12 protein-coding genes are annotated in these 12,119 nt (G+C 44.3%); 1 reads left to right on the plus strand and 11 read right to left on the minus strand.

Annotated elements, in window-relative coordinates; genetic code table 11:
• Positions 1-131: 131 nt before the first annotated feature.
• The 11 genes from rpoS to pyrG form a co-directional block, all read right to left on the minus strand.
• Positions 132-1,106, minus strand: a complete 975-nt coding sequence (rpoS, locus tag ABUE20_RS02395) for an RNA polymerase sigma factor RpoS (protein ID WP_408618230.1) — start codon at positions 1,104-1,106, stop codon at positions 132-134.
• A gap of 50 nt (positions 1,107-1,156) precedes the next feature.
• Entirely contained in the window at positions 1,157-1,783 is a 627-nt protein-coding gene (locus ABUE20_RS02400; protein WP_408618231.1) for a peptidoglycan DD-metalloendopeptidase family protein, read from the minus strand.
• 211 nt (positions 1,784-1,994) lie between these two features.
• The gene (locus ABUE20_RS02405; protein ID WP_408618232.1) at positions 1,995-2,570 is read right to left on the minus strand and encodes a YqaA family protein; all 576 of its coding nucleotides are present in this window, start codon (positions 2,568-2,570) and stop codon (positions 1,995-1,997) included.
• On the minus strand, positions 2,567-3,202 hold the full coding sequence (locus tag ABUE20_RS02410; protein WP_408618233.1) for a protein-L-isoaspartate(D-aspartate) O-methyltransferase: 636 nt from the start codon (positions 3,200-3,202) through the stop codon (positions 2,567-2,569). Before ABUE20_RS02410 ends, ABUE20_RS02405 begins: the two co-directional genes overlap by 4 nt.
• A gap of 5 nt (positions 3,203-3,207) precedes the next feature.
• Positions 3,208-3,960, minus strand: coding sequence for a 5'/3'-nucleotidase SurE (surE, locus tag ABUE20_RS02415; RefSeq protein WP_408618234.1), 753 nt, complete (start codon positions 3,958-3,960; stop codon positions 3,208-3,210).
• A complete protein-coding gene (truD, locus tag ABUE20_RS02420) occupies positions 3,957-4,982 on the minus strand; it encodes a tRNA pseudouridine(13) synthase TruD (protein ID WP_408618235.1) in 1,026 nt (341 codons plus the stop codon). The genes surE and truD overlap by 4 nt, the downstream gene beginning before the upstream one ends.
• Positions 4,979-5,455 carry a 2-C-methyl-D-erythritol 2,4-cyclodiphosphate synthase gene (ispF, locus tag ABUE20_RS02425; protein WP_408618236.1) on the minus strand — a complete coding sequence of 159 codons (477 nt, stop codon included), beginning with the start codon at positions 5,453-5,455 and terminating at the stop codon, positions 4,979-4,981. Before ispF ends, truD begins: the two co-directional genes overlap by 4 nt.
• Positions 5,455-6,144 carry a 2-C-methyl-D-erythritol 4-phosphate cytidylyltransferase gene (gene ispD / locus ABUE20_RS02430; RefSeq protein ID WP_408618237.1) on the minus strand — a complete coding sequence of 230 codons (690 nt, stop codon included), beginning with the start codon at positions 6,142-6,144 and terminating at the stop codon, positions 5,455-5,457. Before ispD ends, ispF begins: the two co-directional genes overlap by 1 nt.
• Positions 6,137-6,424, minus strand: a complete 288-nt coding sequence (gene ftsB, locus ABUE20_RS02435; RefSeq protein ID WP_408618238.1) for a cell division protein FtsB — start codon at positions 6,422-6,424, stop codon at positions 6,137-6,139. The genes ispD and ftsB overlap by 8 nt, the downstream gene beginning before the upstream one ends.
• Positions 6,425-6,680: 256 nt before the next feature.
• Entirely contained in the window at positions 6,681-7,979 is a 1,299-nt protein-coding gene (eno, locus tag ABUE20_RS02440) for a phosphopyruvate hydratase (RefSeq protein ID WP_408618239.1), read from the minus strand.
• 50 nt (positions 7,980-8,029) lie between these two features.
• Positions 8,030-9,667 (minus strand): CTP synthase, encoded by a 1,638-nt coding sequence (pyrG, locus tag ABUE20_RS02445; RefSeq protein ID WP_408618240.1) that lies wholly within the window; start codon positions 9,665-9,667, stop codon positions 8,030-8,032.
• A gap of 475 nt (positions 9,668-10,142) precedes the next feature.
• On the opposite strand from pyrG, the gene acs reads away from it, so the two are divergent.
• The gene (acs, locus tag ABUE20_RS02450; protein ID WP_408618241.1) at positions 10,143-12,056 is read left to right on the plus strand and encodes an acetate--CoA ligase; all 1,914 of its coding nucleotides are present in this window, start codon (positions 10,143-10,145) and stop codon (positions 12,054-12,056) included.
• The last annotated feature ends 63 nt before the right edge of the window (positions 12,057-12,119 follow it).

Raw genomic sequence — 12,119 nt, forward strand, 5'->3', positions numbered from 1 at the left:
GCTCAAACTACAAGCCATCCTTGAAGGCTATGAACTCGCTTTGTCTCTTGAACAGGACTTGTGATCAAGAGACAGGCTTAAAAGCTGGTTTTTTAGACATTCGGTTAAACCGACAGATACATGGTACGTATTTATACTTTAAACAATGATTCGATAGAAAGCCCTTGTGCTCCTAACATGTCACGTAACCGACGCAATGCTTCAACCTGAATTTGCCGAACTCGTTCCCGGGTTAGACCAATTTCATGTCCCACATCTTCCAAGGTAGAAGCTTCATAACCTAATAATCCAAAACGGCGAGCTAACACTTCACGCTGTTTGCCATTGAGTTCTTCCAACCACCGGACAATGCTCGATTTTATATCATCATCCTGAGTTGAATCTTCTGGTCCGAATTCTTTTTCATCGGCAATAATATCCAGTAACGCCTTATCGTTATCCCCACCCAATGGGGTATCAATCGAACCAATGCGCTCATTTAAACGCAACATTTTACTGACATCATCAACCGGTTTATCCAAACGAGCCGCGATTTCTTCAGCCGTCGGTTCATGATCCAGCTCCTGAGCCAACTCCCGTGCCGTACGCAGATAAACATTGAGTTCTTTAACGATATGAATAGGTAAGCGGATTGTGCGAGTTTGATTCATAATCGCACGTTCAATGGTCTGTCGGATCCACCAAGTCGCATAAGTTGAAAAACGAAATCCCCGTTCCGGATCAAATTTTTCAACAGCTCGGATTAATCCAAGATTCCCTTCTTCAATCAAGTCAAGTAGGGCAAGACCCCGATTATTATAGCGGCGGGCAATTTTGACAACTAACCGTAGATTACTTTCAATCATGCGCTGACGAGAAGCTTCGTCACCGCGTAGTGCCCGACGGGCAAAGAGGACTTCCTCTTCAGCAGACAACAATGGAGAATAACCAATTTCTCCCAGATACATCTGCGTGGCATCCAGACTTTTAGCCTGATCCATCGCCATTAATTCATCATGCAGATCCGTATCATCTAAGTGGTTATCAACCGCAGAATCCTTTGCAGCAAATGCATAATCACTAAACTGAGCAATTGTCACATCAACAGTACTTTTAGCTTGGCTCATAGGTAACCCTCCCTGAAGCCTGACTGCCAAGCATAACCGGGCAGACAAGTTTAATGTTTCGGTAGATACCGTAATGGATCAACCGATTTACCTTTGTACCGAATTTCAAAATGAAGCCGAACACTTACGGTGCCCGTTTCACCCATATCGGCAATATGCTGTCCCGCTTTGACTGTTTGATGTTCTTTCACCAAAATCCGACTATTGTGTGCATAAGCACTCAAATAATCATCATTATGCTTTATAATAATCAAATTTCCGTAACCCCGCAGTGCATTTCCTGCATAAACCACTCGCCCGGCGGCTGCCGAATGAATAGCTTGATTACGTTTACCGGCAATATCTATACCCTTGTTGCCTGTTACTCTACTGGAAAATCCGCTGATTAAACGCCCAGTCGTCGGCCACATCCAGTGACTAATGGTCGCCCCACGACTGTTTTTTTCCAGTGTTTTCTTCTCTAGGGCTCGTTTAGCATATTCGTTTGATTTTCTAGATACAAGCCGTGATCTGTTTTTTATTTCGACTGGCTCACGCTTTTTTGTTGTTTTTACCGAAGAAGGTGGGGTCTTGATCGCAGTTTTAGATGCTGGCCAATGCAATCTAATTCGTTGCCCAGGATAGATAGTATAAGGTTTTTGAAGATGATTTATGGCAGCAACTTGCTGGATACTCAATCCGGAACGCCAGGCTATTGAATATAACGTATCCCCCCGACGGACCTTATAAAAAGTATCTTGTAATGTTCCTTTGCTATGCTCACTATAGCTTCCGGCAGTGGTAACGACGGGGACTGGACGAGGACCAAAACTACAGGCACACAGCTGCAGTAAACCAATAACTATTATGCATCCTCGTATACTCAGCATCCGCCAATAATTCGTCCATTTATCGAAGTAGTAAAAATGCAATCACTGCCGCTGCAACAATTATCCATCCTAAAATATCAATATAATCCCGGAGTTTCTCTTCCATCCGTTTGCCCCCCCAACGCATGAGAGCCGCGACCAAAAAGAAACGCATTCCCCGACCAACAATTGAAGCCAGTATGAATGGCCAGAATAACATCTGTAATAATCCAGCACTAATTGTAAATACTTTATAAGGAATCGGAGAAAATCCTGCAATAAAAATCACCCAGATCCCCCAATCGGCAAACCAGGTTTCAACAGTTTGCATTCGATGCTCATAACCAACAGCCTGAATGATCGGCTGCAACACATCATAAAAATATCGCCCTAAATAATATCCGATGACCGCCCCAGCCACCGAGAACACCGTAGCTAACAACGCAAAAAACCAAGCTTTTTTCGGGCGAGTTAACGCCATCGGGGCCAGCATGACATCCACAGGAATCGGCCAAAAAATCGATTCAATAAAACTCATAATGGCCAGATAAATCGGAGCATTTCTGTGCTGTGACCAGCGCAGCGCCCAGTCATATAACGATCTGAATATTCTCAAGCAAGTTCACCGCTGACTAATGGGACAAAACGAACCGGTTCTATACTAGACTGGACAACTTCCTGCCCCCGGCGTTCAATACAATACAAATGTTGATTTTGTTCACCTAACGGGATGATCAATTGCCCGAGATCACTCAATTGTTCAATCAGTAACTCCGGTAATGTCTGAGCCGCTGCCGTTACAATAATCGCGTCAAATGGAGCCTTGGCGGCCCATCCTTGCCAACCATCGCCATGCTTGGTAAACACATTATGTAAATCTAAATTTTTTAGTCGTCGTTTGGCCTGAAATTGTAATACCTTGATCCGTTCCACTGAATAAACTTCTTCGATCAGTTGTGCCAAAACTGCTGTCTGAAAACCGGATCCCGTGCCGATTTCCAGCACTTTTCGGACTGGTCGTCGCAGTAATAATTCTGTCATCCGAGCCACAATATAAGGCTGTGATAACGTTTGCCCTTGACCAATCGGCAGTGCTGCATTATCCCAAGCCTGATGAGCCAAAGCTTCATCAACGAACGATTCGCGAGGTATATTGGCGATGGCCATTAACACCTGTTCGTTCTGAATTCCTTGTTCCCGCAGTTGTTGACATAAATGAAGGCTCTGCGAGGTTGTCCCCAATTGCATAGCAATTAAATCTCCAACGGTTTAATCCAATCACTGACGAAAGGTAACTGTGTTTGATTCGTCATATCAACACTTAAAGGTGTCACCGAAACATAACCTTGCTCAATAGCCGAAAAATCAGTTCCGGGTCCAGCATCAGCCAGTTCCCCAGGAGGACCAATCCAATAAATGGCCTGACCCCGCGGATCCTCATCCACAATGACAGGCTCCGCATGATGACGATTGCCAAGACGCGTCACTCGAATACCTCGAATATCTTCGTAGGGACAATCGGGCACATTCACGTTCAATATCACACCGGATTCTAACGGATATTCCATCACATGCCGGACTAAATGTACGGCCACAGCCGCAGCGGTCTGATAGTGCGTTGGTTGACTTCCCACAAGGGAGAGTGCTATTGCTGGAATGCCCATCATCCGTCCTTCGGTTGCAGCAGCAACGGTTCCGGAATAGACAACGTCATCCCCCAAATTAGCCCCACGGTTAATACCACTCACCACCAATTCAGGTTGCTGTTTGAGCAGCGCGTTAATGGCTAAATGAACACAATCGGTGGGGGTACCATTGACCGAAAGGTAATCGTTTTCTAATTTCTGAACTCGTAAAGGTTGCTCTAATGTTAATGAATTACTGGCACCACTACAGTTTCTATCCGGTGCAATAGTTGTGACTTCGGCAATGGTCGCAAGAGCATCACTTAACGCCCGAATCCCCGGGGCGTGCACTCCATCATCATTACTCACAAGTATTTTCATTTACTCTCCTCAAAGGGGATATTCACTAACTCACGAAGTATGCTGGTGGCATAGCATCCCGGCGGTAAATTAAAATGCATCCACATATTATTCTCTGATTCAGTTTGCCATTGCAACTGCATCGGCCTAACTAATAGCGGGCGACGCTCCTGAGAAAGCCGAGCTTTTGCCAATCCATCAACCCAATCTGCATAAGGTTCCAACTGCTGTTTCTCAAAACTAAGCGCTTCTTTAGAACAAGTCAGATCACCATCACCCACCAGCGGGGCTGATATTTGTACATCCCCCTCGGCTAACCGCTTAGTTATTTCATCTGTAATCGGATCCGCAACAAAAAACGAATGTTTCCCCTGCAGCATCAGACAATCGCCGGTCATGAGGGTATCGGCCAATCCCGCATTAATTCGAGCACTGACTAACTGATTAAAAACAAAACTACGCGCGGCCGACAAATAAAGACTCCGCTTGCTTTTATTTTTGATCCGTTTACCAGCAAACATCGCTCGTGCTTGCTCAAGATTTTGTCCGTGATGACCAAAGCGCTGCGGTCCAAAATAATTGGGCACTCCATGTTGGGAAAGCCACTGTAAACGCTGTTCAAGAGCAGCTATATCACTAACTTGGCGAAGACGAATGCTAAATTCATTATGCGAAAGAGCTCCCCGACGTAACTTACGATTGTGGCGACTGATCTGCAGTACAGCTAGTGACTTGGGTAATGATTTGAAATCAGGTATAGGATCATTTTTAGGCTGCTGAACACTAAACCACTGTCGGGTAATACCTTGCCGATCTTTTAGCCCCGCATAACTTACAACACCCACGGCAACTTTAAACAATCGGGCTAACTGCTCCGCCACCCAAACAGTATTTTCGCCACGCTTTTCAATCTCCAGCAACCAATGCTCCCCTTCTCCCGAAGGGGAAAAAGGAAGCACTTCCACGACCTGAAAATCTTCAACCTGTTGTTTAAACAATGCAGTTACAACTGGAGTAGCGGATAAATAAGCTAATTCAGTCATACACTCTCAACCAATACCACACAATGACTGGCTATTCCTTCTTTGCGGCCAGTAAACCCGAGTGATTCCGTGGTAGTTGCCTTAATATTGACTTGATCAATAGAACATTCTAAACATTGACTAATTTGCTCACGCATGGCTTCAATATGCGGGGCCATTTTAGGCGTCTGCGCAATAATCGTCAGATCCAAATTTCCCAGAATAAAACCACACTCCCGAACCAAGCGATAAACTTGTTTTAACAACTCCCGGCTATCAGCACCAGCATAAGCGGGATCCGTATCGGGAAAATGTTGGCCGATGTCACCCAGAGCCAAAGCCCCAAGCAGTGCATCACATAGAGCATGCAAAGCCACATCTCCATCGGAATGAGCGATAAAACCAAAGGTATAAGGAACTTTAACGCCAGCGATCGTCAACGGACCTTCCCCACCAAAACAATGAACATCGAAACCATGACCAATTCGAATCATTAAGACCTCTGCTGTCGGCTAATAAGAAATTCGGCTAAAGACAGATCTTCCGGATGAGTCACCTTAATATTATCGTGACTGCCAGGGATTAACTCAACAGGATACCCAGCCCACTCCATGGCAGAAGCCTCATCGGTCATATTAACACCCGCCTTAAGCGCACCACGAATATTATTCAGCAGGATTTGACAAGCAAAACTCTGCGGAGTTTGCGCATGCCATAAATAATCTCGATTAATCGTGGTTTCAATCACTCGCTGAGCATTACTACGCTTCATCGTATCGCGTACCGGACATGCCAGAATAGCCCCTTGATCTCGTTCAGCAGCTTCAATAATAGCAACTAATTCACGCTGGCTTAAGCAAGGACGAGCCGCATCATGAACTAAAACCCAATCATCGGGAGCTATCGTTTCTAAAGCCGCCATCACCGAATGAACCCGATCCGCCCCTCCGATAACCGTTTTCACTTTAGGATGATTGGCTAATTCAAGAGTCTTAAACCAATGATCATCTGCACTTAGCGCGATGACGATCTGGTGAATACAATCGAGTGACAAAAATGGCTTTACACTGTAGGACAACATCGGTTGTCCTAAAATTTTCAGATACTGCTTGGGACAATCAGCGGCCATTCTTTGGCCTATTCCGGCCGCAGGAATTACAACAGAATAATTTTTTTTAGTCATTATGGTCTTTAGCAGGAATAAATCGATAAAAAGTTTCTCCCTGACGGATCATGCCTAATTCCATGCGCGCATGTTCTTCAATGGCCGCATCCCCGTGACGCAAATCATCAATTTCTGCTTTTAGCACTCGATTGCGTAAAACCAGCTGTTGATTCTGTTGCTGTTGGGATGTCACCTGATGCTTGACCTCAAAATAGTCGGTTAATGAGTTTTTCCCCAACCACAGATCATATTGCAGCAACGTAAACATGCCGATCAAAATCAAGGTTAACAAACGCATGGAGCCTCCTCAGAATTAGCTGTGATCATCCCATATTCCTTATTAAGACTCCACTATCTGGGGCTGTTTATCTTTAATAGCCAATTAAATCAATTTAAATGAACCTTATTTACAACTAGGGAAACCCGTACAGAAAACAAAGCTCAAAACGCTCTATTTAAACTTAAATCTTATCCAATAAAAAGCCCCGGTTTGCGTGATGCAATCCGGGGCTCCAATCAGCTATTCAGCAATAACCGTCGAAACGGTTCGCTCATTACTGACCTTGAACTTCTTTCAAACCATTGAAAGGAGCTTTTTCACCCAGAGCTTCTTCGATACGAATCAGCTGGTTGTATTTAGCGATACGGTCACTACGGCTCATAGAACCAGTTTTGATCTGGCCTGCAGCAGTACCGACAGCCAAGTCAGCAATAGTTGAATCTTCAGTTTCACCTGAACGGTGAGAGATAACCGCTGTGTAGCCTGCATCTTTCGCCATTTTAATGGCAGCCAGAGTTTCAGTCAGTGAACCGATCTGGTTGAATTTAATCAGGATTGAGTTAGCAATGCCTTTTTCAATCCCTTCTTTGAAGATTTTAGTGTTGGTTACATATAAGTCATCACCAACCAACTGGATTTTGTCGCCCAGAACTTTAGTCTGATATGCGAAACCATCCCAGTCTGATTCATCCTGACCATCTTCGATAGAAACGATAGGATATTCTTTAGTCAGTTCTTCCAGGTAATGAGTGAATTCTTCAGAAGTGAAAGTTTTACCTTCACCTTTCAATTCATATTTACCAGTTTCTTTGTTGTAGAATTCTGAAGATGCACAGTCCATAGCCAGAGTAATATCTTTACCCAGTACATAGCCAGCAGCAGCAACAGCTTCTTTGATTACAGCCAACGCTTCAGCGTTAGAAGCCAAGTTAGGAGCGAAACCACCTTCGTCACCTACAGCAGTGTTCAGACCACGGCCTTTCAATACTTTAGCCAAGTTGTGGAATACTTCTGAACCGATACGCAGAGCTTCGCGCAAAGTTTTAGCACCAACAGGTTGAATCATGAATTCTTGGATATCAACGTTGTTGTCAGCGTGTTCACCACCGTTAAGGATGTTCATCATTGGCAGAGGCATAGAATATTTGCCATGAGTGCCGTTCAGAACAGAGATATGTTCGTATAGAGGCATACCTTTAGCAGCTGCAGCAGCTTTTGCACTAGCAAGAGAAACAGCTAGGATTGCGTTAGCACCGAAGTTAGATTTGTTTTCAGTACCGTCTAAGTCGATCATGATTTTATCGATGTTAGCTTGATCTTCAGCATCTTTACCGATCAGCGCTTCAGCGATTGGGCCATTTACAGCGCCAACAGCTTTAAGAACACCTTTGCCCATGAAACGAGATTTGTCGCCATCACGCAGCTCTAAAGCTTCACGAGAACCAGTTGATGCACCAGATGGAGCAGCGGCCATACCTACAAAACCACCTTCCAAATGAACTTCTGCTTCAACTGTTGGGTTACCACGTGAGTCGATAATTTCACGACCAATGACTTTTACGATGTTAGCCATTTTGTACTTTCCTCTAGTTATAGATAACGAGTTTAGAATTTGTTTTACAATCAAGAGTTACGAATTTTATTGTAACTTCCCGCTGCTGCAACAAAGCCCTCAAACAACGGATGACCATCCCGAGGCGTTGACGTAAATTCTGGATGGAATTGCGCCGCAATAAACCACGGATGATCTGGGTTTTCAATAATTTCAACCAGCTTTTTATCTGCCGAAAGACCTGTTACTTTTAATCCGGCTGCTTCAAGCTGCGGCAACAGATTATTATTCACTTCATAACGGTGACGATGACGTTCATAAATTGTCGAACTACCATACAATTCACGAACTTTGCTGCCCTTGGTCAAATGACATAACTGAGCCCCAAGGCGCATCGTTCCACCTAAATCAGATTTTTCATCACGGACTTCAACTTTACCTTCTTCGTTGGTCCATTCAGTAATCAATCCAACAACCGGATACGGTGTCTGTGGATCAAATTCAGTCGAATGTGCATTTTCTAAACCTGCCACATTCCGAGCGAACTCAATCAATGCAACCTGCATCCCCAAACAAATCCCCAAGTATGGAATTTTGTTCTCACGGGCATACTGCGCTGCCAAAATTTTGCCTTCAATACCACGAGAACCAAACCCACCAGGGACGAGAATGGCATCTAAATCAGCAAGCAGATCCGTTCCTTTAATTTCGACATCTTGAGAATCAATATATTTAATTTTGACACTCAATCGATTTTTCAAACCGCCATGTTTCAGTGCTTCATTAACCGATTTATAAGCATCTGGCAATTCGACATATTTACCGACCATCCCGATAACAATTTCGTTAGTCGGATTGGCTTCTTCATAAATTACCTGTTCCCATTCACTCAAATCAGCTTCAGGGCAATCTAGGTTAAAGCGCTGAGTCACTAACTGATCCAACCCTTGAGATTTCAACAAGGCTGGGATTTTATAGATACTATCAACATCCCGCAGTGTAATCACCGCCCGTTCAACCACATTGGTAAACAGCGCAATTTTACTCCGTTCATGAGCTGGGACGGGATGTTCACTCCGACAAATCAGAATATCCGGTTGGATACCAATAGACCGCAGTTCTTTGACCGAATGCTGAGTCGGTTTGGTTTTCACTTCACCGGATGCAGCCAGATACGGAACCAATGTCAGATGCATAAACATGGTATTTTCACGACCCAGTTCGGTGGCTAACTGCCGAATCGCTTCTAAAAACGGTTGTGATTCGATATCACCTACAGTACCGCCGATTTCAACCAATGCGACATCGACCCCTTCCCCACCAGCAATCACCCGCTCTTTGATGGCATTCGTGATATGAGGAATGACCTGAATGGTTGCACCCAGATAATCACCACGACGCTCTTTACGCAGCACATCGGCATAAATACGACCGGTCGTGAAATTATTCCGGCGGGACATTTTAGTCCGGATAAAGCGCTCATAGTGACCTAAATCAAGATCGGTTTCCGCCCCATCTTCGGTAACGAACACTTCCCCATGCTGGATCGGACTCATTGTTCCAGGATCCACATTAATATAGGGATCCAATTTCATGATAGTGACTTTTAAACCACGGGCTTCGAGAATCGCTGCGAGCGATGCAGCAGCAATACCTTTCCCAAGCGAGGACACAACGCCCCCGGTAACAAATATATATTTAGTAGTCATGCCGAACCTGAAAATAAGGATAAAAACGGTGAATTAAGGAATTCCAAAAGACGGGACAATAGTATATCAGCGACATTGCCTCTCCACAATTCAAACCATTCAATCCGAGCGGTCTTTTTACATTTAAAAGCGCGTCCGCTATCAAAATTGGACGATCAATAATGTAACAAAGCGATTATGCCACTATCTTGTTACAAATCAATTTTTGTAATTTTCTTTCAATTTTACCTGCAAGTATTACAACAAACCCTTTTAAAACTAGTCAATAATTCCTGAACCATATCACATTTTATAAAAAAATTAGTTGTATCAGGCCACTAATATAGCTCTTTTGTTGCCTCTGAAACTCATTTTTTCATATATTTTTCAATTAATTAACTCTTGTTTATTTGTAAAATTTCATACTTTCTACTATTTGCCTGTTATTTTTTCACCAACTAGCTTTAAAGTCTCACCCTAATACATGAGTATAATAATGATTAACAAAATCAATACGCTGGGTGGATACTTTCATGAGTACCAAAAAAGTATCTCTAATCCGGAACAATTCTGGGCCCAACAAGCCGAAGAATTCTTTTGGCGCAATCACTGGACCCAAGTCACCGACTGGGATTTTTCAACCCCTAAAATTCAGTGGTTTGTCGATGCGAAGCTCAATATTACTGAAAATATATTTGAACGAAATTTATATACTCATGGTGATCAACCGGCTATCTATTGGGAGCCTAATGATCCACAACGTCCTGAGCGAGTACTAACCTATCGACAACTATTAGCGCAGGTCAACCAATTTGCAAATGCTTTAAAAGACGAAGGGATCCGCAAAGGGGATACGGTCACTATTTATATGCCGATGATCCCTGAATTAGCGATTGCCGTACTGGCTTGTGCCCGAATCGGTGCCATCCACTCGGTTGTTTTTGCTGGATTCTCAGCCAATGCGCTACAAGATCGGATTAAAAATTCAGGCTCTCGAATCGTCCTAACAGCCGATGGTGGTTTTCGGGGCCATAAAACTATTCCGCTCAAATCAATTGTGGATGAAGCACTTCAGGGACTTGATCAAGTTACAACAGTTGTGATTTTTGAACATACCCAACAACCCATAGACTGTCATCCTGAACGGGATATTTCATGGCATGATTTCATCACCGGCAAAAGCAAAGATTGCACTGCTGAAGTGATGGATAGTGAAGATCCATTGTTTATCATTTATACCTCAGGCTCTACAGGCCAACCCAAAGGCATTGTCCACTCAAGCGGTGGCTATATGGTCTATAGCGCTTATACATTCAAAAATATTTTCCAATATTGCAATGGGGATGTTTATTTTTGTACCGCTGACATTGGCTGGATCACTGGCCACTCTTATCTCATCTATGGACCACTGTTAAATGCTGCCAAAGTCGTCATGTTTGAAGGGGTTCCCAACTGGCCCGATCCAGGCCGAATGTGGGAAATTATCGAAAAATATCAGGTTAATCAATTCTATACGGCTCCAACAGCTATCCGTTCACTATTGGCATCTGGAACTGAGTTCCTCGAGGATAAAGATTTATCCTCACTAAAAGTTATCGGCACCGTTGGAGAACCCATCAACGAAGACGCCTGGCACTGGGTTCATGATCATGTTGGGCAAAACCGTTGCCCCATTGTCGATACTTGGTGGCAAACAGAAACTGGAGGTATGATGATCGCCCCTCTGGCCGGAATTACCCCCACTAAACCGTCATTTGCAACTCTGCCGGTACCAGGAATTCAGCCCGCCGTCGTCGATGCCGAAGGCAACGAACTCTCAGGCAATTCGGTGACTGGAAATTTATGTATTCGCTACCCTTGGCCGGGCATGGCCCGGAGTATTTGGGGCGATCACCAGCGTTATAAAAAAACATATTTCACACCTTTTGCCGGCTATTATTTTTCAGGGGATGGTGTTCGCCGGGATGAAGATGGCTATTACCGGATCCTTGGGCGAGTGGACGATGTGATCAATGTCTCGGGACATCGTCTCGGTACGGCTGAAATTGAAAATGCAATCAACGAACATCCACTGGTGAATGAATCGGCGATCGTCGGATATCCGCACCCGATTAAAGGCCAAGGTATTTATGCCTTTGTTGTCTGTCCACAAACTTCAACTGGAGGCGAGGAAGGGGTGAAACAAAGTATCCAACGCGGCGTGTCCAAGCGAATTGGTGCGATTGCCAAGCCCGATCTGATCCAAATTGTACCGGGATTACCCAAAACCCGGAGCGGTAAAATTATGCGACGGATTTTACGCAAAATTGCCGAAGGGGATGCCACCGATCTAGGTGACACCTCGACACTCTTAGATGAACAGGTCGTCCAACAGATTATCGATGAGGCTTTAGTTCCGGTGAAACGTTAAACTAAAGCGGAGCCCGTCGCATATTTGGGGATGCGGCGGATTTCTTTTATCACTTTCATCGCG

The organism is Celerinatantimonas marina (genome assembly GCF_046054165.1).
In the GTDB taxonomy this organism is placed as follows: Bacteria; Pseudomonadota; Gammaproteobacteria; order Enterobacterales; family Celerinatantimonadaceae; genus Celerinatantimonas.

What these genes read in the sequence shown, in the direction of transcription:
- pyrG (WP_408618240.1), bottom strand. Translation starts at nt 9,667, where the DNA reads ATGACTACTAAATATATATTTGTTACCGGGGGCGTTGTGTCCTCGCTT.
- ftsB (WP_408618238.1), bottom strand. Translation starts at nt 6,424, where the DNA reads ATGCGTTTGTTAACCTTGATTTTGATCGGCATGTTTACGTTGCTGCAA.
- acs (WP_408618241.1), top strand. Translation starts at nt 10,143, where the DNA reads ATGATTAACAAAATCAATACGCTGGGTGGATACTTTCATGAGTACCAA.
- eno (WP_408618239.1), bottom strand. Translation starts at nt 7,979, where the DNA reads ATGGCTAACATCGTAAAAGTCATTGGTCGTGAAATTATCGACTCACGT.
- surE (WP_408618234.1), bottom strand. Translation starts at nt 3,960, where the DNA reads ATGAAAATACTTGTGAGTAATGATGATGGAGTGCACGCCCCGGGGATT.
- ABUE20_RS02410 (WP_408618233.1), bottom strand. Translation starts at nt 3,202, where the DNA reads ATGCAATTGGGGACAACCTCGCAGAGCCTTCATTTATGTCAACAACTG.
- truD (WP_408618235.1), bottom strand. Translation starts at nt 4,982, where the DNA reads ATGACTGAATTAGCTTATTTATCCGCTACTCCAGTTGTAACTGCATTG.
- rpoS (WP_408618230.1), bottom strand. Translation starts at nt 1,106, where the DNA reads ATGAGCCAAGCTAAAAGTACTGTTGATGTGACAATTGCTCAGTTTAGT.
- ispF (WP_408618236.1), bottom strand. Translation starts at nt 5,455, where the DNA reads ATGATTCGAATTGGTCATGGTTTCGATGTTCATTGTTTTGGTGGGGAA.
- ispD (WP_408618237.1), bottom strand. Translation starts at nt 6,144, where the DNA reads ATGACTAAAAAAAATTATTCTGTTGTAATTCCTGCGGCCGGAATAGGC.